19 protein-coding genes are annotated in these 24,563 nt (G+C 44.5%); 13 read left to right on the top strand and 6 right to left on the bottom strand.

What is annotated here, in order from left to right:
• Positions 1-94: 94 nt before the first annotated feature.
• The 6 genes from NYR52_RS05355 to NYR52_RS05380 form a co-directional block, all read right to left on the bottom strand.
• The gene (locus NYR52_RS05355) at positions 95-1,000 is read right to left on the bottom strand and encodes a DUF1002 domain-containing protein (protein ID WP_132219942.1); all 906 of its coding nucleotides are present in this window, start codon (positions 998-1,000) and stop codon (positions 95-97) included.
• A 281-nt stretch (positions 1,001-1,281) separates the two neighbouring features.
• Positions 1,282-2,823, bottom strand: coding sequence for a fumarate hydratase (locus NYR52_RS05360; protein WP_259436457.1), 1,542 nt, complete (start codon positions 2,821-2,823; stop codon positions 1,282-1,284).
• 198 nt (positions 2,824-3,021) lie between these two features.
• Positions 3,022-3,267, bottom strand: coding sequence for a DNA alkylation repair protein (locus tag NYR52_RS05365; RefSeq protein ID WP_310795333.1), 246 nt, complete (start codon positions 3,265-3,267; stop codon positions 3,022-3,024).
• A 33-nt stretch (positions 3,268-3,300) separates the two neighbouring features.
• A complete protein-coding gene (locus NYR52_RS05370) occupies positions 3,301-3,606 on the bottom strand; it encodes a winged helix-turn-helix transcriptional regulator (RefSeq protein WP_102991951.1) in 306 nt (101 codons plus the stop codon).
• 156 nt (positions 3,607-3,762) lie between these two features.
• The gene (locus tag NYR52_RS05375; RefSeq protein WP_259436458.1) at positions 3,763-4,509 is read right to left on the bottom strand and encodes a hypothetical protein; all 747 of its coding nucleotides are present in this window, start codon (positions 4,507-4,509) and stop codon (positions 3,763-3,765) included.
• Between the two features lie 92 nt (positions 4,510-4,601).
• A complete protein-coding gene (locus NYR52_RS05380; protein WP_259436459.1) occupies positions 4,602-6,206 on the bottom strand; it encodes an alkaline phosphatase family protein in 1,605 nt (534 codons plus the stop codon).
• 139 nt (positions 6,207-6,345) lie between these two features.
• Between NYR52_RS05380 and NYR52_RS05385 the strand changes: the two genes are divergently transcribed.
• From NYR52_RS05385 to NYR52_RS05445, 13 genes are all read left to right on the top strand, one after another.
• The gene (locus tag NYR52_RS05385; protein ID WP_132219947.1) at positions 6,346-7,542 is read left to right on the top strand and encodes a M24 family metallopeptidase; all 1,197 of its coding nucleotides are present in this window, start codon (positions 6,346-6,348) and stop codon (positions 7,540-7,542) included.
• Positions 7,543-7,827: 285 nt separating this feature from the next.
• Complete coding sequence (locus NYR52_RS05390) at positions 7,828-8,022, top strand: helix-turn-helix domain-containing protein (RefSeq protein ID WP_259436460.1); 195 nt, start codon at positions 7,828-7,830, stop codon at positions 8,020-8,022.
• A gap of 328 nt (positions 8,023-8,350) precedes the next feature.
• Complete coding sequence (locus NYR52_RS05395; protein WP_259436461.1) at positions 8,351-9,253, top strand: restriction endonuclease; 903 nt, start codon at positions 8,351-8,353, stop codon at positions 9,251-9,253.
• A 207-nt stretch (positions 9,254-9,460) separates the two neighbouring features.
• Entirely contained in the window at positions 9,461-11,053 is a 1,593-nt protein-coding gene (locus NYR52_RS05400) for a restriction endonuclease subunit S (protein ID WP_259436462.1), read from the top strand.
• A gap of 14 nt (positions 11,054-11,067) precedes the next feature.
• A complete protein-coding gene (locus tag NYR52_RS05405) occupies positions 11,068-12,606 on the top strand; it encodes a class I SAM-dependent DNA methyltransferase (protein WP_259436463.1) in 1,539 nt (512 codons plus the stop codon).
• Positions 12,596-13,867 carry a restriction endonuclease subunit S gene (locus NYR52_RS05410; protein WP_259436464.1) on the top strand — a complete coding sequence of 424 codons (1,272 nt, stop codon included), beginning with the start codon at positions 12,596-12,598 and terminating at the stop codon, positions 13,865-13,867. Before NYR52_RS05405 ends, NYR52_RS05410 begins: the two co-directional genes overlap by 11 nt.
• A complete protein-coding gene (locus NYR52_RS05415; protein WP_259436465.1) occupies positions 13,845-16,973 on the top strand; it encodes a type I restriction endonuclease subunit R in 3,129 nt (1,042 codons plus the stop codon). Before NYR52_RS05410 ends, NYR52_RS05415 begins: the two co-directional genes overlap by 23 nt.
• A gap of 335 nt (positions 16,974-17,308) precedes the next feature.
• The gene (locus NYR52_RS05420) at positions 17,309-17,710 is read left to right on the top strand and encodes a DUF3862 domain-containing protein (RefSeq protein WP_132219953.1); all 402 of its coding nucleotides are present in this window, start codon (positions 17,309-17,311) and stop codon (positions 17,708-17,710) included.
• A gap of 81 nt (positions 17,711-17,791) precedes the next feature.
• A complete protein-coding gene (locus NYR52_RS05425; protein ID WP_259436466.1) occupies positions 17,792-19,882 on the top strand; it encodes a UvrD-helicase domain-containing protein in 2,091 nt (696 codons plus the stop codon).
• Positions 19,883-20,468: 586 nt separating this feature from the next.
• Positions 20,469-20,933: a VOC family protein gene (locus NYR52_RS05430; protein WP_132219955.1), complete on the top strand. Its 465-nt coding sequence runs from the start codon at positions 20,469-20,471 to the stop codon at positions 20,931-20,933.
• A 265-nt stretch (positions 20,934-21,198) separates the two neighbouring features.
• On the top strand, positions 21,199-22,503 hold the full coding sequence (locus tag NYR52_RS05435; RefSeq protein ID WP_259436467.1) for an amidohydrolase: 1,305 nt from the start codon (positions 21,199-21,201) through the stop codon (positions 22,501-22,503).
• Positions 22,504-22,689: 186 nt separating this feature from the next.
• Positions 22,690-22,878, top strand: coding sequence for a hypothetical protein (locus NYR52_RS05440; protein WP_259436468.1), 189 nt, complete (start codon positions 22,690-22,692; stop codon positions 22,876-22,878).
• Positions 22,879-23,009: 131 nt separating this feature from the next.
• The gene (locus tag NYR52_RS05445; protein WP_259436469.1) at positions 23,010-24,494 is read left to right on the top strand and encodes a recombinase family protein; all 1,485 of its coding nucleotides are present in this window, start codon (positions 23,010-23,012) and stop codon (positions 24,492-24,494) included.
• Positions 24,495-24,563 lie beyond the last annotated feature (69 nt).

Consider the following 24,563-nt stretch of genomic DNA (forward strand, 5'->3'; position numbering starts at 1 on the left):
TTTAAAGCCGGCAGTTTTTTTGTTTGGAAACAATCATTCGATAAAAAAGCAGAACCGGCTTTTTAAGCCGGTTCTGCTTTTAAAATGCCAAAGTTTATTTTTGAGAAGAAGCGGAGGTGAAGAAGTCACCGATCGCGCTAAACAAGTCGCCTAACCATTCAAAAATGGTGTCAAAGAATCCTCGAGTTACTTCGGCATTCAAAATGTTTTTGATGTCCCCGCGCAAGTTTTCAAATTGTTGAGCGAGTTGGTCCCAATCAATGTTCAAAGAGCTGAAGTGCTGAGAGAATTGGATCAATTGGTTGATCGTTTGTTCGTTCAAATTAATATTGAAATCGTTGGAAACGTTGATGATGATATCTCTGTATTCCTCGGGAGTTTGCGGTTTTTCTTGCGCCACTTCCTGTTTCACGGCATTGATGAATTGCACGGCTTTATTTGAGTCGCCCAATTCTTGGGCAAGCTCTTGCGTGCGAACAATCTCTTCGTTGGCTACTTGCTTGGTGTTTTCATCGATTTTTTTGCCTGTGGCCGTTTCAAAAGCCTTGATGATCCCGGTTAAGCCAGCGGTACCGGATACGCGGATCGGTGCGGTTACATAAATGTCCGCATCTTTGATACCCGCGGTAATGGCTGCGTTCGCATACATACTGTCGGTGATGGTAGAGATGTTGTTGGTTTTCACCGAGATGCCTTTGCCGGATTCAGTCAAGACGATTTTGGCAGAAGACAGAGCATGACGACCGATAACATCCGCTTTCAAGTATTTCCCCAAGTACTGATATTCTTCTTGGTTAGTGACTTCAATAATTTTCGCCTGCGTTTCGTCAACGCCCATCTCTTTCAAGATGGCATCGCGTTGGGTTCCTGTCAGGTCTTTACCCAACGTCACCACAGTTTGACCGGCGATGGCATCGGCGGATGCGCTGAGCGGCAAAGCGAGCGCAACGGCCGTAAGCATAGCCAAGGCCAGCAAGCTAAATTTCTTCAAATGTTTCATTAGAAATGAAACCCCCTTATAGAAGAGAAAAGAATCGCCTCCGGCAATGGATGAAGTTGCCAAAGGTCGAAAGTCCATATCAGATTTTATTGTATCGTGTATTATCGCATCTGTGAACAGTAAAAAAGTAGGTAAATTACCAAACTGGATCAAATTGCTTCCGTACGGGTCAGGGATGATGAAATTGGGGCGGGTATTGCCGGGGATTGATTGACTTTGTTTAATAGATGATAAAAAGCCCTGTCACGTTGTCGTGATAGATGGCGTGACAGGGCGACAGTTTATTTGAAGACAGGCTCTTTTAGTTCCGCCAATTTTTCAAGGGAGGTTTTCTCCACATCGGCGTGCAAACTATTGCCATGGGCATCCATGGTAACAATCGCGGCAAAATTTTTGACTTGCAGGTGCCACATCGCTTCTGGTATACCAAACTCCATGAAGTCAACGCCATCCACATTCTCAATACATTCTGCGTAGTATTGGGCCGCTCCTCCGATTGCATTGAGATAAACAGCGCCATGCTCTTTTAACGCTGCCAAGGTTTTCGCACCCATGCCACCTTTCCCGATCACAGCCCGAATGCCGAATTTTTTAATGATGTCGCCTTGGTAAGGCTCTTCACGGATGCTGGTGGTTGGTCCGGCTGCTTTCACATTCCATTTGCCATCCGCATCTTTAAGCATAACAGGGCCGCAGTGGTAAATGACGCCGCCATTTAAATCGACCGGGGAATCATGATCCATCAGGTGCTTATGCAACGCATCCCGTCCGGTATGGATTAACCCATTGATCACTACGATATCCCCGACTTTCAATTCGCGGATCTGCTCTTCGGTGATCGGCGTGGTGAGGACGACTTGACGTCCGCCCGGTTTTTCCTCGGCTTTTTCAACAGCGGAAGCTTCTTTTGCATCAGCAGGCACTGCGTCATCAGTGTAGATCCAATCCCGGATTGCACCTGTCTCTGGATCGATAGTGACGCCTTGGCGACGGAAAGCCCAACAATTGTATGCGACGGAAACATAGAAACTGGCTGGAATCCGGTGCATGGAGCCGATCTTGCAACCCAACAGCGTTGTGTTGCCGCCAAAGCCCATGGTTCCGATGCTCAGGGTATTGGCTTTTTCCATAATGTACTCTTCCAGGCGAGCCAGATCAGGATTCGGATTGGTATCGGTTACAGAACGGAACAGCTGTTTTTTCGCCAACTCATAACCAGTTGTGCGGTCCCCTCCGATGCCGACGCCGATAAACCCGGCACTGCATCCTTGACCCTGCGCTTGATACACAGCATGCAGGATACACTTGCGGATGCCGTCCAAGTCACGACCAGCCCGGCCCAAGCCTTCCAATTCACAAGGGAGGCTGTATTGAATGTTTTTGTTTTCACATCCGCCGCCTTTTAAAATCAGGCGCACATCAATGTAATCGTTTTCCCATTGCTCAAAGTGGATCACCGGCACACCCTCACCCAGGTTGTCGCCGCTGTTTTCACCTGTGAGCGAATCGACGGAGTTGGGGCGAAGTTTCCCCAATTGGGTTGCCTCTTTTACGGCTTGGCGAATCTGTTTGGCCATTTCGATTTGGTTGGCGCCAACTGGTACTTTAATTTTAAATGTAAGCATCCCGGTATCTTGACAGATGGGAGATACGTTTTCTTCCGCCCTTTTGATATTGTCGGTGATGGTGCCAAGCGCCAGTGCCGAGCGTGTGCCGGCATCTTCACGCAACTGTGCCTGCTGGATGGCGTAGCGGACATCAGGTGGCAAGTTGGTTGATGTTTCGGTGATTAGCTTTAAAATCGAGTCTTTAAAAGATTGCATCGGTAACCCCTCTTTTATTCCACATGATTATTTGGATCGCTTCTCTTTTATATTATAACGGGTGTTGCCATTTTTCTCATCCGATCGTAATGTTGGAAGATTGCGTCAACTTAAAAAGAATAAATACCCGTTCTGTCACCTCAGAACGGGTATAAACGGTTTTAATGACGGCTGTTACATGAATAAAACACCCGATGGTTATAACGGGTTGCGTTGGGCACTTTTAATAAACACTTGTTCATTTTCGATTACTCCGCAAATGCCGCATTGCACGCGATATTCATCACCGCGGTAGTGATGGTGCAAGGGGTCGCTCTCTGACACTTGCTCAGTGATGATGCCTGAGCGGGCATCTTTTTTCACGGCAAATGGGATTTGTTCGATGATGTTAAACCGACTGCGGTTGGTACCGCATACGGGACAAAGATAAGGATACGACACCATAGACACCTCCATCCTTACCTTGCCCCAAACGATTTAGATCCATTCTTCCGCCCAGTTTTGGATTGAGTCGATCACCGGAGCGAGGGCTTCCCCTTTTTCGGTGAGGGCGTATTCAATCCGCACCGGCGTTTCGGGATAAACGGTCCGTTCAACAATCCCATGGGCTTCTAACTCTTTCAGGCGCTCTGCCAACATCCGTTCGCTCATCAATGGGATTTGTTCTCTTATATCGCGAAAACGACTTGTTTTTTCAAGCAACACACGAATGATCAAACCTGTCCATTTTTTGGCCAATATTTCAATTGCCGATTCAAATTTGGGGCAGATGCAACGATCCATTTTGTTTCACCTCTCTTCATATCTTAACAAATCTTGTGGATGCTTGGCATCTGTCTATGACATCATTTTCGATTTTTTCCTGACAGCTTGCAGGTGGTTGTAAGAGAGGGAGCATGGATCCGTTGTTAGGGCCCATGCTCGTGATGGTGCCGTATGCTAATTATTGTTGATTGTAACATGTTCTGACGGCGGTAGGGGAGGGGAATTTGGTGGGGATGATTGTTTCAGGCTCTGAAAGTGTTTGCGGATTTCCGATTTGGACCATCCGCGCAGCTGGAAATCCAATAAATAATCCAAGAGCAGAGGAGACCAAGGAAGTTTCATGACCGTTTGAGTAAATGTATGCGCGGCGATCTCTCTTGTCCGTAAAATCCCTTTTCGCTGTTTGAAAGGTCCCATCCGTTTGACCACGACTTTGGCTAGGTCAGCGTCAGTTCGTCCACACCGCGTTTCCTCTAAATGGTGGAACCACTCGTGGTACAGATGAAGCAACATGATTTCCTCTTCAGCCACGGATTCGCCCATGGCATTAAAAAATTGGTCGATCTGCTGGAGTGAGCGGCGGTAGATTTCGATCGTTTTTGGCTTTTTTCTGTATTGCGCGCGAATAAAGGGGTCATGGGGGTGCGCATCCCGAAAACGAATGCAAACGCCTTCTTTTAGCAACTGGTTCAGCAATGTCCGCAACGACAATGGGCGGCCGTGAAGGGAAGCTACGGTTTGCCCTTTCTCCATGGCTTGCTCCACATAATAGGGGAGTGCGTCGGGGGGGATGTGCTCATAATACTCATCTTGCTTCAATTCAAGTTGGAAGAGCGTTTGTGGGTCCACAGACGGCCAATGACGGTCGAGATGAATCTCTGCCAATGGCTTGCGAAACGGTTTGCCTGCATTTGTTTTCATGCTTTTTCCCCATTTCGACATGTTTATCTCACTTCTATGTCGACAAGGGCTTGACTCATTCCCAAACTGGACAAAGAATCCATGAGCTAGCGTCATGGATTCTGTTCGTTTTCCTTTTTCTGCTTGAGAGGAGTGGTTAACAATTTGAGCAACCAAGGCTTCAAATCAATCACCCGCATATGGGAAGGGCAGGAGTCCGTTCCGCAGATAATCATTGGCACGAGGGAGTCCAGGTGATGCAGAGAACCGTGGCAGGCTCCGCTGTGAGTGGGCGATGCTTCACTAATCATTTCATAACCGGGTGATACCGTCACCACGATTACTCGCTCTGATGTGCCCATCACCCCGCCCAACCGGGCTAACACGTCGGGGAAGATGCCATAGGTAATTCGGTTCTGATCATCCACGCTTAAATCGAGAATAGCCAAATCGCCGATCACATCCCATGTTTGATCATACTCATCGACGAGGGAACCGCCTTCTTTAAAGCTTAGGTGGCCCTCAATTTGCCCACTTACGCAGGAAACACGGCCTTGATTATTCCAAGCGATGATGTCCAATTTGGGCTCTTGTTTGAGCGTGATGACCACTTCCGCAAGATCGAGCTGTTCGTCCAATACATAGATATAAGCCATCCGCTCATTGCAACAGATGACGAGCTGATCATCGGGACGTGGCTTTTTCTGTTTGATGGGCATGATGCGGTACGGATGCAAGCTTTTGCGCAGATCGATATATGCTTCTTTGCGGTTGGGGATGATGGGTGCTTGCCCGCTGTCTCCCATGACAATCCAGATCACGTCATCCACCGCTTCTTCCCAGCTCGGAAACAGATTTAACAACGCTTGCAATTCTTCATCTGCTTTTACAATCCCCTTGATCTCCGATGTTCCTTTTTGATGCACATAGTCATCGTTGCGAGGAAAATAAGCGATGGTGAGAGGGGGCAATTGACCGGATTCCAGCAGGTGGGCAATCTCGTTGCGCGTGAAGGTGTCATGGAAGCCGAAGCGGCTTAAAGGACCCGTCGGTCTGCTGTTGTGATCAATCTTGGCCAAAGCCCCAAACGAAAAATAACGGGTGGCCATCGTTTCAATCGTTTTGGGCAGGAGGCGAAAGAGACGGCCTAGCCAGGGCGCGGTCAGCGTTTGCTCGTGGGGACCACGATGAATCAAAGCATTGATGGAAGCGGTCGGCCCGTCGAACGCTTCATGAATCGTTTTTACATCTGGGCTAAGACAGACTTGATTCAAACGTTGCAGGCTGTCTTTTAATACGGTTCGTGTACCGAACTTAAACGTTTCCTTCAAGCCAGTGCCGAAATTGACCATGCGCTGTTCTTGTGGGTCCATGTAGACTAATCCGTATATTTGATGCTGATTGGGAGGAGTGCCCGTCAGCAATGTCGAGTCAATGGAGACTGACATGCTGGGAAACGAAGTCACCACTCGGGGATGGTATTGGCCCCGCTCTTTGAGGAATCGGAGCGCGGGCGTTTTGCCCAGTTGTATGGCTTCACGCAACGGTGCATCCATCAAGGAATCAATAATCAATAAGATTACGGGTTTCACCGGCGCCTCCGCCAATGCCTCCTTGTTGGCAAAAGTCTCTTTGTTGCTGGAAGACTGAGAGCCCATGTATCCAATCAAAAGAAAAAACAAGATGATAAGTAAACCAATTAACCCTATCCAAATCATATGTTTCAACCTCTGTTTTCGCAGATTCAACCCTTAATGTGCCTTGGGACCGGTTTTTTTATGCTAAATGGAAAGGGTAAAGTGAGAGAGAAAGAGAATGGAAGTATAGAGGCTTGTCATATAGAAAGGAAGGATTTCAATGCACCCATTGCCAAAAGTACCAGAAACGGAAGTAAGAGAGCGGATTGCTCGTTTTCAGGCGAAACTGCAAGAGAATCAGATCGATGGGGCCATGATTACGCAGAATGTGGACTTATATTATTTGACCGGGTCGATGCAAAACGGCCTGCTATTTGTGCCACAGTCGGGGGAGCCCCGTTTTTATGTGAAGAAAAGCGTCGCTCGGGCCGAATTTGAGGCATCCGTTCCTGTGGAGGAAATGGGCCGGATGAAACAGCTTGGCGAGCGGTTGCGGTCAACATTCGGGAACGTGAAGCGGATCGGGATCGAGATGGATGTGTTGCCTTATGGTTTGGCAGTAAGGTACCTCGGCTTTTTCCCGGATGCCGAAGCTGTGGATGTCGCCTTTATGCTTCGACTGGTCCGGGCAGTGAAGTCAGAATACGAACTCAACCAGCTGAGAATCGCCGCTGCACATGTGCAGGAGATGGTAGCCACGTTGCCGCAACAGATACGCGTGGGGATGAGTGAGGTCGAACTGTCCGCGCAAATCGAACACGCGCTCAGATTGAAAGGAAACATTGGCATTTATCGCATGCGCGGCTATAACCAGGAACTTTGCTTGGGCATGGTCGCATCGGGAGAGGCAGCTGCTACCCCAACTTACTTCGACGGCCCAGCAGGTGGCTTAGGTATGTCCGTTGCCAGTCCACAAGGTGCAAGCCGTAAAACATTTTCGGTGGGAGAGCCCATCCTCTTTGACATCAGCACGGTGGTAGAAGGATATATCATTGACCAGACGCGCATGGCCGTAATCGGCGAATTGGACGAGGAGTTGACCCGTGCCTATGAAGTAGCTGTGTCTATCATAAGAGAAGCAGAGCGCATGGGAAAACCGGGCGTCCCCTGGCAGGACTTATACCTCAAGGCATTGGAGATGGCCGAAGCCGCTGGCCTGCAACAACATTTCATGGGCTTTGGAAACGACCAAGCCAAATTCCTCGGCCACGGCGTCGGATTGGAGTTTGACGAATTGCCTGTTTTGGCACGTGGATTTGCGCAACCCCTTGAGAAAAACATGGTCATCGCCATCGAGCCTAAATTCACCTTCCCGGGTCGGGGTGTCGTCGGTATTGAAAACACCTATGTTGTGACTGAGCAGGGATTAAAAGCCATCACCACCACTCCGGAAGACATCGTCCGGATTCCTGAGTAACCCTTATCGTATGCACAGCCCAGCCTGCTTGATGGCTGGGCTTGCTTGTTGATACTCCCATATGCGGTGAGAAGCGGTCACCAAACAAAGACGAGAGAGTGCAGGAACCAACGCCGCTTTGGCGACATAAGATGGGGAGAAAAGTGGAGCAGAGGAAAGAAATACCAAGCAAACCTGCCTAAATTCTCCGCCACCGCTCACCACGCAACCTCCCTGCTCATAGTATAACTTGACTGGTCCCTGACCCTTGTATTCCAGTGCTTGAGCAAGGAAGGGTGTCAACATTTGAGTAACCAAAAAGGCAAACCCTTATTGACCAATCGGGAGAGGGAAGTATTCGAGCTGTTAGTCCAAGACAGGACCACCAAAGAAATCGCCCAACAACTCTTCATCAGTGAGAAAACTGTCCGCAACCACATCAGCAACGTGATGCAGTGTATTTGCAAAAAAGGGGACAAGCATATGGAGTGGTTGAGTTAATCAATTTTTACTAATCATTTTGGTTTTTTGGAGAAATATGCAGTTTACTATCGTCAATCAAATTAACCATTAACCTTTCAACAATTTCTAACATAGTATATCTTAATAATCCATCAATCAGTGAATAATTTGATTTATAATTGATTTCAAATACCTTGCTCGACTAGAGAAAAGGTTAGACTATCTCGTTACATTTTCCTTCAGTTTGATTTTTTCTATCAGCATATCACTATATTCTTTACCATCCTTACTAAAATGAGCACGTCTATGACAGTTAGAACAAATTGCCGCAACATGCTCTGGCCGACATAATGAAGAAGGTGAAAATGTGATTCCAGATTATCAAACATTGATGTTACCTGTTTTGAAATATCTATCCAATGGAAAAGAGCATACAACGAAAGACCTTAGAGAAGCGATGGCAACGAAGTTTAAGATAACCACCAAAGAGAGAAAACAACTGTTGCCCAGCGGAAGACAACCTGTTTTTGATAGCCGAGTGGGTTGGGCATGTACATATCTTAAAAAAGCGAAATTAATTGAAAGTCCTAAACGTGGAATCATAAAAATTACGTATAGAGGGCGAAAGGTTTTAAATAGTCATCCAAGTGACATTAACAATCAATTTTTATTGCAGTTTGAAGAGTTCAGGGGATTTTTTGCAAAAGGAAAAGCAGATTCGGCGATTGAAAAAACACAGACCAAAGAGCTTGTTAAACCCCCGAGAGAAACATTAAGTGAGAGTTATGAACTGATTAGAAAAGAATTAGCTGAAGAGTTGTTAGAACAAGTTATGAAATGTTCTCCAGATTTTTTTGAGGATCTTGTTGTTAAGTTGTTGGTAGCGATGGGATATGGAGGATCTCTGGCAGATGCGGGCCAAAGAGTTGGAGGCACTGGTGATGGGGGAATTGATGGGATGATTAAAGAAGATAAACTTGGATTGAGCCAGATCTACATTCAAGCAAAGAGGTGGGACAAGCCGGTTGGCAGTCCCGAAATTCAACAGTTTGCCGGAGCTTTGACGGCTAAAAACGCTGAAAAAGGGGTCTTTATCACTACCTCCAGATTTACTGCCAGCGCGATCAGTTTTGCAGAAAAGGTTCCGAAAAATATTGTTTTAATTGATGGGGATAATCTGGCTGAACTGATGATCGATTATAATATAGAGGTATCTGAAGAGGAGCGCTATATTGTTAAACGAATTGACAGCGACTTTTTTGAACAATGATTTTTAAGAAAAGAACAGGTGGACTGACTCAAAGGTGTGTGGAAATGACACACCTTTTTTTATTTGGTATTGACGAGAGAATCGCGGTATAATAAGATCAAATCGAAATTTAGTAATCGAATACTAAATTTGTTGTTGCAAATATCATATGAGTGGGTTTATACTATTCTCAGGTGGAGGGAACGGTGGAAAAAGGAGGCACAAAACATGGCAACACTTTTTCACTTCCAAGAACTTCTCAGACAGAGAAATATCATCGACCGTGATCAAATCACCGTTGAGTTATTGCGCATCCACCTGACTCAAAAAGCTTATGAACAAAAATACAACCACTTGCAGGGTGTAGATGAAGCGTCTCTGTATGAATTGATGAAAGAAACAACCGAAAAACGACTCGGCTATTTTCCGGGAGACCCGAGCTGGTTTTATGAACTTTTTCAGGCAGGCAAAGAGATCAACTTCATTCAGGCTCTCAAGCAAATTTTCCAAAAAGACCGGTCTGGAGTGATGGTCAGCCCTGCATATCTTGTGGATTATTTTTCGCGATCTTTGATGGACGGGCATATTGAGACGGTATTGATTGCAGAAGCACATAAACATCTGAATGGTTTGATAGAGCTGATCGAAACCAACTTGGATAAAACCTTTGTCCTGACCGCTGAAAAAAAGTGGTTGGCAGAAGTGTTAAAGTTTCTTTTTGCACACTGCAACCATGTGGAAGTGCTTCAGGTTTCCATTTACAGCCTCTTACCTTTGGATCAAGAATTCGACCTGATTATCGCCATACCCGCCTTTGGCTTTAAACCGGAAGTAAACACGGAACGGTTTATGACACGGGAATCGGAAGGGATTGCCGCTGAAAACTTGCTTGACTGGCTGAATGAATTCGGGGAGTTGCAAATGGTTGTCCCCGCAAGATTTACGTTTTCAGGTGGTTCCTTTGCGAAATTGAGATCCTGGATTCTCCAACATTTCAATATAAAGTCAATTTTTACATTGCCTGAAGGAACCCTGCGGCCGTATACGGGGATGAAAACGTACTTGCTCACGATCTCCCATCAAGCGGTGGATTCCATCCAACTGGGAAGCCTTGAGCTGAAAAAAGGCCAATTTCTTCCCCGTGTTCAAAAGGAGATTTTTCAGGAAGAGCTTGAGGAACGGGAAGACTGGCGAATCGAGCTTTTACTGGCCGATGACCAGGAAGATCTCCTTGGTGGACTGGCCGGGCCCAACCGGGAAGTGGTCAAGTTAAAAGAGATCGCCGAACTTTTTCGTGGAAAGTCGATTATGAAAAGCCATATCCAACCCGGAGAAATATCGGTTCTCAATATTTCCAATATCGAAGACGGGGAGATTATCTGGGAAGGGATGGATACAATCGATGAAGAGTACAGGAAAGTAAGGCGTTATGCATTGGAACCGGGAGATTTGGTGATCACCTGTCGGGGAACGGTTAATAAAGTGGCAGTGGTTCGGGAATTACCCAAAAAAGTGATCGCTTCTGCGAATATTATTGTAGTCCGTTTTTCGAAAGAAGTGATGAGCGAATATGTGAAAGTTTTTTTGGAAAGTCCGGTTGGCACCCAATTGGTAAAAACATTCCAGCGCGGAAGCACTGTGATGAATATTAACCCGGCCGATCTGGGCGAGATGGAGATTCCACTTCCGGATATAGAAGAACAGCGGAAGATTGTCGAAGAGTATCGGAAAGAGCATCAACTCTATTTCGAAACTGTCCGCAAAGCCAAAGAACGATGGGAGAAAAAAAGACAGCAGATTTACGATCAATTATTGGACTGAGGAGGCCTTAACTGATGGCAGTATCCAACAACAATAGCGCTGAATTGGGATTTGAACAACGTCTGTGGAGCATGGCGGACAAACTGAGAAACAACATGGACGCGGCTGAATATAAGCATGTGGTGTTGGGCTTGCTTTTCCTAAAGTACATATCGGATGCGTTTGAGGAAGAATACGAACGCCTATCCAACGATGAATGGGCAGACCCTGAAGATCCAGATGAATACCTTGCTAACAATATTTTCTGGGTCCCTCAAGAGGCTCGCTGGTCTTACATCAAAGCCAATGCTAAGAAGCCGGAGATTGGGCAAATCATCGATAACGCGATGGTGGCTATCGAACGGGACAACAACTCGTTAAAAGGTGTGCTTCCCAAAGATTACGCCCGCCCGGAATTAGATAAAACCAAATTGGGGGAGATTATCGACTTATTCTCGTTCAAAGTAGGGGACAAAGACAGTCAGGCCCACGATGTGCTGGGACGAGTATACGAATACTTCCTCAATAACTTTGCCAGTGCCGAAGGGAAAAACGGCGGGCAATTCTACACCCCGCGTACCGTTGTTAAGTTGTTGGTTGAATTGATTCAACCTTTTAAAGGGCGGATTTACGACCCCTGTTGCGGTTCGGGCGGCATGTTTGTCCAAAGCCAGGAGTTTATCAAAGCCCATCAAGGCAGAATTGGGGATGTGGCTGTCTACGGGCAAGAATCTAACCCGACCACCTGGCGCCTCTGCAAAATGAACCTAGCCATTCGTGGGATCGACAATAATCTGGGTGAGTACCATGCAGATACCTTCCATAATGATCTGCATAAAAACCTGAAAGCGGACTACATCTTGGCCAATCCACCGTTTAACATCAGCGACTGGGGCGGCGAGCGCTTAACCGAGGACCACCGCTGGAAATACGGAGTTCCGCCGGCTGGAAACGCCAACTACGCTTGGATTCAGCATATTGTCTCCAAACTGGCTCCCAGCGGAACGGCTGCCTTTATCCTGGCGAACGGTTCCATGTCTACCAACCAAAGCAGAGAAGTCGCCATCCGCAAAAATTTGATTGAGAATGATCTGGTAGAAGCCATTGTCACTCTTCCGGGACAGCTCTTTTACTCTACCCAAATTCCCGTCTGCGTCTGGGTGATGACCAAAAACAAAGCGGCCAAAAACCACCGCAACCGCAAAGGGGAAATCCTCTTTATCGATGCCCGCAAACTGGGCTATATGGTGGACCGTGTCCGCAGGGAATTAAGCGATGAAGATATTCAAAAGATCGCCCGGACCTTCCATGCTTGGCGGGGGCAAGAAGAAGCGGGAGAGTATGAGGATGTCAAAGGCTTCTGTAAATCAGCCACTTTGGAAGAGGTAAGGGAGCATGAGTATATCCTTACTCCGGGACGGTATGTGGGGATCGAAGAGACGGAGGAAGACGAAGAAGCGTTTGCGGATAAGATGGCACGTTTGACCAGTGAGTTGGCGGAGCAGTTTGCAAAATCGCGGGAGCTGGAAGAGGAGATTAGAAAGAATTTGCGGGGGATTGGGTATGAAGTTTAAGGACTTTTGCACTTTTAAGGAGGGTTATGTTAATCCTTCACAAAAAATTGCAAGTTATTTTGATGGACCTATTAAATGGTTAAGAGCGACTGACTTAAATAACTCCTATGTATACAATACTTCAAGGACTTTAACAGAGGAAGGATTTAAAAGTGCAGGTAAAAGTTCTATCCTGTTTAAACCAGACACAATTGCTATAAGCAAGTCTGGTACTATTGGTAGGATTGGAATACTTAAAGATTACATGTGCGGTAATAGAGCGATCATAAATATAGAAGTAAATCAAGAAAAAATGAATCTGAGATATGTTTTTTATTGGCTATTGAATCAACAGAATTATATACAAAATTTAGCGGTAGGTAGTGTTCAGAAAAATTTATATATCTCTGTATTAGAACAACTGGAAATAGCTGATAGACCTCTGCGAGAACAAAAAGCTATTGCTGACATTCTCTCAGCTTTGGATGACAAAATCGAACTCAATAACCAAATCAACAAAAACCTTGAAGAAATGGCACAAGCGATCTTTAAATCCTGGTTTGTCGACTTTGAATTTCCAAATGAAAAAGGTGATCCTTATAAATCAAGTGGTGGGGAATTTGAAAATACACAAAACGGTGAGATTCCTAGAGGATGGAAAGTAGCATTGGTTGGCGAACAATGCAATGTTGTTAGAGGGGCTTCACCCAGACCAATAACAGATCCTAAGTATTTTTCAAACGGCACTATCCATTGGATTAAAATTTCTGATGCTACAGCATCAAGTAGTATTTACATCAATTCTACCAAAGAATTTTGTACTAAACTTGCCATTGCAAAAAGTAGATATGTAGAAAAAGGAACCTTAATTCTTTCAAATAGTGCGTCAGTAGGTATACCTAAAATATTAAACATTTCTGGTTGTATTCATGACGGTTGGTTAGCGTTTAACAATTATCAAGAGATATCAAGAAATTACCTTTATCATTATCTGCTTAACAATTATAGAAAGTTATTTTCCATTGCAGATGGTTCGGTTCAAAAAAATTTAAACACCTCTATTTTAAAGAATATGGAAATTATAGTCCCTGAAAGAAGAGTATTAAGCTTATTTGATAGTTTAATCCAGCCTATCTTTGACAAAATTCGTGAAAATGTAGTGGAAAATGATTTGTTATCCAACCTCCGCGACACCCTCCTACCCAAACTCATGTCCGGTGAGATTCGCGTACCTCTGGAAAACGAAGGGAGACATCAAGATGAGCAGCTTCAACGAGTATGAGTTGGAACAAGCTTCCTTGGAATGGTTTCAAGAGTTAGCCTACGATGTGAGCTACGGCCCCGAAATTTCCCCTGAAGGCGATTATCCGGAACGGAACGAGTACAGCGATGTCATTTTGGAAGAGAGATTGCGGGATGCCCTGTCCCGCATCAACTCTCACCTTCCGCTGTCTGCGATTGACGAGGCCGTTCGCAAGATTTCGATTCCACAAAGTCCCAATCTTCTGATCAATAACCAAGCGTTTCATCAAATGATCACCGATGGAATTGATGTCCAGGTCCAGCGGGACGACGGCAGTTTCAAAACGGAAAAAGTATGGCCCATCGACTTTAAAGATCCCCACAATAACGACTGGCTGGTGGTTAACCAGTTTACCGTCGTCGAAAACGGAGTAGAGAAGCGCCCGGATCTGGTCGTTTTCGTCAATGGAATGCCGCTCGTGGTGATCGAATTAAAAAGTGCTTCCAATGAAGAGACCGACATTACCAAGGCATACAATCAAATCCAGAATTACAAAAAAAAGATTCCATCCCTGTTTACTTACAATGCTTTCTCTGTGATTAGTGACGGGGTGAACGCCCGGGCAGGTTCCCTGACGGCTGACGAAGACCGGTACATGATGTGGCGGACGATCGACGGAGAGGATGTCGCTCCGGGTGCCATTCCGCAACTGGAAGTTTTAATCAAGGGAATGTTTGAAAGAAAACGTTTTCTGGATATCTTAAGGCATTTCATTTTTTTCCAAACGGACGGAGAAAATGTCTACAAGATTTTAGCCGGATATCATCAATACCATGCGACGGTGAAAGCAATTGAGAGCACGATTCGCGCAACTGATGAGCAAGGGGACCGCAAAATTGGAGTGATTTGGCATACCCAGGGGTCCGGGAAAAGTTTGTCCATGGTCTTTTATGCCGGAAAATTGGTCTCTGAGCTGGATAACCCGACCATTGTAGTGATCACTGACCGTAACGACCTCGATGATCAGCTTTTCTCCACCTTCAGCAAGTCTAAGCAGTTGTTGCGCCAAACGCCGAAACAGGCCCAAAATCGCAAAGAACTGCGCGAGCTACTCAATGTGGAATCCGGGGGCATTATCTTTACTACCATCCACAAATTTGCTCCTGAGGAAAAAGGAGATCAGATGCCGGTATTGACGGATCGTCGCAATGTGGTGGTAATCGCCGATGAGGCGCACCGGAGCCAGTACGGGTTTAAAGCGGAAGTGGTGAAAGGAAAAGACGAAGCGAAAATCAAGTTTGGCTTTGCCAAATATATGCGGGACGCCTTGCCGAACGCTTCCTATATCGGATTTACCGGTACGCCTGTTGAGTTGGCGGATAGAAACACGCCGGCAGTGTTTGGTGATTACATTGACATTTATGATATGACTCGTGCGGTGGAAGATGGAACCACCGTCAAGATTTACTACGAAAGCCGGATTGCCAAACTCTCCTTGTCAGAGGATGAAAAGCCGAAGATCGATGTGGAGTATGAAGAAATCACCGAACATCAGGAACTGGATGAGAAAGAGAAGCTCAAATCTAAATGGGCCCGTTTGGAAGCGTTAGTCGGAGCGGAAAAGCGGCTCAAGCAAATCGCTAAAGACATCGTGGAACACTACGAAATCAGGCAGAATGCCATGTTCGGTAAAGCGATGATTGTCACCATGTCCAGAAAGATTGCTGTTGACCTCTATGATGAGATTGTTGCATTAAGACCTGAGTGGCACAGTGGCGATCTGGATAAAGGTGCCATCAAGGTGGTGATGACCGGAGAGTCGAGCGATGAGCCAAAAATGCATCCTCATCACACCACCAAACAGCAGCGCGAGCTTCTCGCTAACCGGATGAAGGATATCCATGATGAGCTCAAGATAGTCATTGTTTGCGATATGTGGCTGACCGGGTTTGATGTTCCTTGTATGCACACGATGTATATTGATAAACCGATGAAAGGGCATAACCTGATGCAAGCCATTGCCCGTGTTAACCGTGTGTTTAAAGATAAACCAGGTGGATTGGTGGTCGACTATATCGGGATCGCCGATTCATTGAAAAAGGCTTTGCAACAGTATACCGAAAATGACCGCAAAACGGCGGGTGTGGATACTGAATTGGCAGTTGACCTCATGCTTGAGAAATATGATCTGATCCAGGATTTGCTTCACGGTCATGATTACAGCAAGTTTAAAAGCGAAAGCCCATCGGAGAGGATGCAAACCATCGTTGCCACCGTTGATTATGTGTTGGGGCTCGGTGAAGAAAAGAAAAAACAGTTTCTGCAACTGGTTACTGAGCTGGAGAGAGCTTATGCCTTGTGTTCAACCACTTCCGAAGCGGAAAAATTGAACTTGGAAATCGGGTTCTTTAAATCGGTGAAAGCCGGGATTATCAAGATGATTCCTGCTTCAGGCAAGAAAAAAACGGCTTCCCAGTTGGATGCCGAGATCAACCAATTGGTATCCAAGTCCATTATCTCGGAAGGTGTGGTGGACATTTTGGGTGCTGTTGGCCTCAATAAACCCAACATCGCCATTTTGTCTGATGAGTTTTTATCTGAAGTAAAAGGATTAAAACAGAAAAACCTTGCTGTAGAACTGCTTAAACGATTGTTAAAAGGAAAAGTAAAAGCTGTCGCCAGACGGAATCTGATTCAATCAAAAAAGTTCTCTGAGATGCTGGAAGAATCGATTATCAAGTATCAAAATCGGACGATCGAATCAACCCAGGTCATCATGGAATTGATTGAGCTGGCGAAAGAGATGAATAAAGCTCACAAGCGGGGCGAGGAAACGGGGTTATCTGATGATGAAGTGGCCTTTTATGATGCTTTGGCCAATAACGAATCGGCAAAAGAAGTCCTAGGAGATGAAGTATTAAAGCAGATCGCGCGCGATCTGACCGATTCGATTAAAAGAAATTTAACGGTGGACTGGAATCTGCGAGAAAGCGTTCGAGCCAAAATGAGGGTAACAGTTAAAAAATTGTTGAGAAAATACGGTTATCCGCCAGACAAAGAGAAAAGTGCGGTTGAAATGGTGATGAAACAGGCGGAATTAAGCTGTCAGAATGAGGCAGAAGATCTAGGCGAAGAACTGGATTAATTTTTGTAAAGCAATGAAAACGTGAGAGGGGGGATGCCCGAAAGCAGGATTAAGCAATATTTGTGGTTGGAAGTGCCAGTTCCAACTGCAGATCCGGAATCTGATCTGCTGAACCTGCGCCAACAGGATCAGCAGAGTCATAGATGCAGTTTTCCACCGCCAAATGGAAGACTGCATAGATGAGATCACTCCATAGGTTTTACGCGCAAAGAGCTTCGTTTGTGCAACCCCTTCAACCTATGCTTCCTTTAAATTAACCTTTCTATCATTGTAACGAACTCTTTGCGCTCCCTTCAAGTCAAGTCCAACATTTCATTCTTCGGGAGGAACAAAAGATGAAAAAATGGATGATTGGATGCGGTACTCTTATGGGACTGTTCTTATTGTTGGGAGCATGTGTGGCACTCATGTCAAGTGTAGACACAGAAAAAGACAATCTTCAGGCAGATAAAAAAACAATTTCAGAAAAGGTGGACACTCCAGCAATGTCTACATCTGAACCAGCGGTGAAAGAGAATGATGAAGTGACGATGGAAGAATTCAATAAGATTAAAAACGGAATGACCTATGAAGAGGTTGTAAAAATTATCGGTTTTGAGGGAACAGAAATGAGTTCTTCTGAAATTGGCGGCATCAAAACCATTATGTACTCTTGGCAAAATGACGACGGTTCGAATATGAATGCGATGTTTCAAAACAACAAGCTGAATACAAAGGCACAATTTGGTTTGAAGTAACGGATAGAAGAGGTAGGCGGAAGTTAGAAAGCTTCTGCCTACTACAGCCCATTATCTATAAATCTTAAAGGAGCAATTTCTATGTCCATTGTTTCCATTCATAAATCTTTTACCGATGCAATTGCTCAGGTACCGCCACATGTTCAAAAATCGGCTTGGGAGATGATTCATCAGTTGACCGAACATCCGGAAGCTCATGGCCTAAATTTTGAACGAGTGAAAGGAGCGATTGACCCTAAAGTCCATTCTGTTCGTGTGAATCAAAAATACCGGGCGATTCTTGTCAAGCCGGAAAAAGAAGATGTGAATTTGTTTTTGTGGATTGGCAATCACGATCAGGCATATGCATGGGCGGAAAAGAAGAGATTTGAAGTTAACAAGGCGACAGGTCTTTTGCAGATGTGGACAAGCTTGGGAAAAAACAGTTCAAATGCAGTGAAAGGGGTATTTTCTGATTATACTGAAAAACAATTAATTGCCATAGGTGTACCAGAAGAGCTTATTCCGGTGATATACAGTATTCAAACAGCCGATGAGTTGTACAAGCATGCGGATGAAATTCCAGAAGACACGTTTGAACCCCTTTTATGGATTGCTCAGGGTGAGCCGTACCAAGATGTGCTTCAGATTGTAACCGAGATCCAGGCAGAACAAATGAAAGATCAAGAAAAATCGGATCAACCTTTTCTCCAGGCGATGTTAAATACATCAAGCCAAGTAGCTGTGATTTCATCCGACACACAGTTACAGGAGATTTTAAAATATCCTTTTGACCGTTGGCGTTTGTTTTTGCATTCCACTCAAAAGGAATTGGTCGAGAAAGATTTTAGTGGCTCGGTAAAAGTACTTGGTGGAGCCGGAACAGGCAAAACGGTGGTTGCTTTGCATCGGGCAAGGAAGCTGGTGAGAGATTTTTTGCTTCCAGATGAGAAACTTCTCTTCACAACCTTTAACGTTAATATGGCAGCAATCGTACAAGACCACTTAAACACCATGTGTACAGCTGAGGAGTTACAAAGAATAGATATCATTAACATCGACCGGTTGGCCAAAGAAATTGTTAAAACTTATTGTGGTGTACAAATCAATAAAATGATTGAGAGTGATCAAGACCGGGAGATCATCTGGCGGCAAGCTGGAAGCTGTTTAAACATAGACCCAAGTCAACTGCTGCTCATCAAGAGAGAATATGACCGGTTTATCCAACCCTATGGAATTGATGAAAAGGAAGAATATTTAACTCTTCTGCGCAAAGGAGGGAAGACAAAAATCAGCAAAAGGAAACGGGAAGAAATATGGAAAGTGGTTGAGTATGTCCGCAGTGAGATGGAGGAAAGAGGCTGGTATGAATATCCTGATATCATTCGCATGGCCCGAAAATGGTTGGAAACGAACCCAGGCCAATTGAATTACCGTGCGGCTATTGTTGATGAAGCTCAGGACTTTACAGAAGAGTCGTTTAAATTGTTGAGGGCTTTGGTCCCTAAAAACAGAAATGACTTGTTTATTGTGGGTGATCCCCACCAACGGATTTACTCCCGATTTGTGGTTCTTTCACGTTGCGGAATCGATGTCAGGGGACAAAGATCCAGACGCTTACGCATTAACTATCGCACTACTGAACAAATTCGAAAACAAGCAATACAAGTGATTGGAGATATTCCATTTGATGACTTAGATGGAGGGCAAAATTTTGCAGATGATATCTCGCTTATGTCAGGAATGGAACCTGTATGCGTAAACTTTGCAAAGGTAAACCTTGAGAGACAATTTATTCTGAAACAGATGAAGGAATTATTAAGAGAAGGAATTTTGCCTCATGAGATTGGTCTCTTTGCGAGAACGAAAAAAATGGTTGAGAGGTATCAAAAGTTTTTGGAGGAGAATGGAATAGCTGTCTCGCTTCTTACCACAGAATCTCATTTAAACAATAAAGGGGTTAATTGCGGCACGATGCATCGAAGTAAGGGGCTTGAATTTCGCGTGGTCTTCCTGGCTGGGGTCAATGAAAAAGTCGTTCCCCTCGATGCTTTTACTAAAATTGAAGATGTTGAAGAAAGAGAAGAGAAAATCAAACAAGAAAGGTCTCTCTTGTATGTTGCAAGTACCAGAGCGCGAGAGAAATTGTTTATTACCTCATATGGGAAAATGTCGCCATTTTTAAGAAATTAAGATCTTACAGAGACAGGATTCAAAAATCGGTGTTCAATTTTTTTAAACTCATCATATTTGGCTGTCGAGAATATCGATTATTTAAATATTAATATCTGGATTACAAAGAAGGTATTTTGGATAGGAATTAATGAAACAAACGGATGGGAGGATTTGTCGCACTGTTTTATTGCGTTCTAAAAAACGTGTCGAATGAAGAGAGGATGGGTAAATAATTTAAAGATTGATCATTTTAAATCAAATGAAAGAAGGTGAATAGATAGATAAAGATATGGTTCTAGGCTTCAATGTACTAGGTGTTGTTTTAATAATCGCAATTGCCTTATTAATTATGCCGAAATTAAAGAAAAAACAAAAACCAATTGATCATGATCTCTATAGTAATCAAGATCATCAGCTTTATACGGGGGTAGTGGTTGCTCATTTACCTGCGGGTGATTCCAGCACATCCAACTGATCCAATTTTGCTTTGATAATCATACTTACTTGAATCAACCATATGCAAGGTGATTTTTTTTAATCTGGTCATCTTTTTCCTGGATATCCTTTTGCTATTCTTCTGAGCATACAATCAGGAGGTATTTTAATGATAAAAGGGTTATATGAAGCGCATTTGCCTGTCAGTGATATCGATAGATCCATTGCGTTTTATCAAAAACTTGGTTTGGAACTAGCATATAAAGGTGAAAAGCTTGCATTTGTATGGGTTGAGAAAGGAAAGAGTTGGCTTGGTTTATGGGAAACGGATCAAGTAACTCTGCCCTATCATCCCTCTATCCGACATATTGCTTTTTATGTCAGTCTGGAAGATATAACCAAATCAAAAAAATGGCTACAAGAAAAGGGAATAGAGGTTAAAGAAGCTTTTCGTTTTTCTCCGGAACGACAACCTCTTGTACTTCCAAATAATCCACAAGCACATGCAGCCATTTATTTTCAAGACCCTGACGGCAATTTGTTGGAATTGATCTCACCTCTCAGACTTGATGTGGAAGAGGAATTTGAAATGATGGAGTTGGCCGAGTGGTATAATAAGATGAAAACAGAATAAATAATAGTGTAGGTCTGATTAAGTTACAAAGAAAAACGGATATCTGATCCATCTTTGTGAAGGCTGTGAAGAGGGGGAGTGACCTGTTGGTCCTCTCTTTTTTTGTTTTTAGATTGTAAAACGAAGTAGTAATTAGAAATAATCATGTTCTTGTTCTTCTCACCGTTGGATTGGTCTCAATAGAAGATTGCTAGACGATAGGTGGGATGTACTTTACGGTGTGAAATGCAATAAAATTATATAAAAAAGCAAAAGAGGAATGGTTATGAATATTCTAATCAAAGATCCATTGATTTTAGATTTTAAGGAAGAGAAATTCGTTACATATCGGGCTCACATCATGATCGAGAATGGAATGATCTCTGATATCACCACCGATTTGCCAGAGGAATTGTCTGGTTTTGATGAGATCATTCAGGCGTCCCAATTGGTGGCTTTGCCAGGATTGATCAATACCCACAACCATTCTCCAATGAGTTTGTTGCGATCATTCAGTGATGATTTGCGCTTGATGGAATGGCTTGATAAAAAAATGCTCCCTGCGGAGGAGAACATGACGCAAGAAGATATCTATTGGGGAGCCCTGTTGGGAATCGCCGAGATGATTAAATCAGGAACGACAGCGTATGCGGACATGTACATCCATATGGATCAAATCGCACAAGCTGTCTACGATTCAGGAATCCGTGCATCGTTGACACGGGGACTCGTGTTTTTGGAGGATGATGGAGGGCTGCGCTTAAAGGAGGGCATTGATTTAGATCAATCATGGTCGGGGAAAGGGGATGGCCGCATCACAACCATGATGGGGCCACATGCACCGTATACCTGTCCCCCGGAGAACTTGAAAGAAATCATGGAAATCGCCAAAGAATTAGGCGTGCCGATTCATATTCATTTGGCCGAGACGCATGAAGAAGTGGAGAAAATCAACAAGAAATATGGAAAAAGCCCCACCGAGTATTTGGCTGAACTGGGTTTGTTTGATGGGGAGCATCATGTTTTGTTAGCGCATGCTGTTCATTTAGATGAACAGGATATTACATTACTGAAAAACATGAAGGGCGGGATTGCGCACAATCCCTATAGCAATATGAAGTTAGGTTGTGGCATTGCTCCGGTTTCCAAATTCATTGAACAAGGAATTTTGGTTGGCTTGGGCACAGATGGGGCGGGTAGCGCCACTTCGCTCGATTTGTTTAAAGAAATGAAGATGGCATCAGGTTTGCAGAAGTTGGAACACTTTGATCCGGCGATCATTGATGCGCATGCGATTTTGCAAATGGCGACAGTAAATGGTGCTAAAATCTTGGGGATTGATGACCAAGTAGGGAGCATCGAGAAGGGGAAAAAAGCGGATATCATTTTGGTTAACGTCAATCAGCCTCATTTGGTACCGCATCATGATCTGGTTTCCCTGCTGGTGTATTCTGCATTCGGGCAAGACGTGGATACAACAATTGTAAATGGGAAAATCTTGATGAAACATCGCCAATTGCTGACGATTGATGAAGAGAAATTAATATACGAGGCGCAAAGACGAGCAAAGCGGATTGTGGAAGGGGTTTAATTGGGGGCCAACGGGTCCCCGTTTTTTTTTGTTTTTCGCTCTCTCCGTGGAAAGGGCCTTTAACGGTAGTGCGTTGCTTTTTCATGATCACATACTTTCGAGAACAAGACATATCAGGATTCAAGTAGAAGTTCTAGGCTCGTACAACCGTTGTTTATGCATAAAGTGAAGAGAGAGGTGATGATCGTGAAGAAAGTAACTCTGGTGCTGGGAAAAGAGACGTTTGGCAATAAGAATCCGGAGGTAGCATTTCACGAAGCGTTCGCTCCTTATTTTGTTGATGAAGTGAAGGACGGTGTGCGGGAACGATTGAGCCGTTTGCACAGAAGCTCTGTGAAATATGACGGCAAAAGAGGTTTAAAGATCACGCAGTAGACATGAGTTGACTTGGTGGTGGAGGATGCCGTAGGGAGATCAAGATCGAAACGGGTCTGGATCAGCGCCTGAACGTTTTGCATGGACGCTTTCTTACATTACAAGAAGCGTGTATAAGATGGGAGGAGATCATGAGTCGAAATACATATGCAGTGTATGTCCGGGTTTCCACAGAGAAAGATGAACAGATCTCTTCTGTTGAAAACCAAATCGACATATGCCGCAACTGGCTGGAACGAAACGGATTTGTGTGGGACGAACAGTGCGTATATAAAGACCATGGAATCAGTGGTACGGTTTTTCTTGAACGGCACGCCATTCAGCTTATCTTGGAAAAGGCCAAACGCAAGGAAATCGATATGGTCATCTTTAAATCCATCAGCCGTTTGGCTCGTGATTTAAAGGATTCGTTGGAAATCAGGGAAGTGTTTATCGCTCATAATGTCCGGATTATCTCCGTCGAAGAGGGATATGATTCCTTGCAAGCAGGCAAAAATGACATGGCGTTTGAGCTTTGGTCTTTATTTTCTGCGCAGTACAGCCGCACGCTGTCGTCCAGCGTTTCCGCCGCGTTAGCCGCCAAGGTGAGACGTGGCGAGCATATCGGTAAAATCCCATATGGTTATGACCGTGTAGACGGATTTCTCCAGATCAATGAGGAAGAAGCCGATGTGGTGCGCCAAATCTATAGTTGGTACGTAAATGACGGATGGGGATTCAGAAGAATTACGCATGAATTAAACCGGCTCAACATTCCTGCCAAAGAAAAAAACAAATGGCAAGTGACCTCAGTGCAACGGCTGATTCAAAATCCCATCTATTGTGGTGACTTTATTCTGAATCAGTTTAGCAAGGTGAAAGCGGAGGGCAAGAAAAAGCAAATCCGCAATCCGAGGCAAAAGTGGATCGTTTTTAAAGACCACCATGTGCCAATCGTTTCAAGAACCATGTGGGAAAAAGCCAACTCGGATCACATCAAGGATCAAAAACACGCCATCACCCCTTGGAATGATTTGCGCGGGATCTGCAAATGCAGTGAGTGCGGGTGCAACATGGTGATTATTCAATCCAAACGGAAATTGGCCGATGGCTCGAAGAAGCAATATAATTATTTGAAGTGTTCCGCCTACCGGCGCAGTGGTGAGGAACATGGTTGTGTCAATCATTACCCCATATTTTATGAAGATGTGCGCCAGTTTCTGATTGAGCGACTGAAAGAAAAAGGGGAATCGATCACATGTAATTTCGTCAACGACATGGAGCAGAAAAAGCAACGCCAGATCAAACAGTTGCAGAAACAATTGAAGCAATTGGTGATGAAAAAGAAAGATCTTTTGAATGTGTTGTTGGAGAAGCTGATCTCCAAAGAAGAATTTGAAGAGAAAAGAAAGGAACTGGATGAACACATTTATCAACTTGAGGCCGAGATTTCCGAACTTAGTCAAAAGGAGTACCCTCATAAACAGATTTGCAATGTGCAACAAGCGTTTGAAGCGATAGACAGTGAACACAGGGATTTACATCAGCTGTTTAAAAAGCTGTTACATGAAGTCATCATCCATCCTCATGGCAAAATCGATGTGGTGTACGCGTTTGCAGAGCCTGGTGGAAAGTAGTACTTAGGTACTGGACTATCTTCCTAGTGAAATAGATATGGAAAAATATATGTTGATATAAAACCCATG

This window comes from Laceyella sacchari (genome assembly GCF_024927925.1).
Lineage (GTDB): Bacteria > Bacillota > Bacilli > Thermoactinomycetales > Thermoactinomycetaceae > Laceyella > Laceyella sacchari.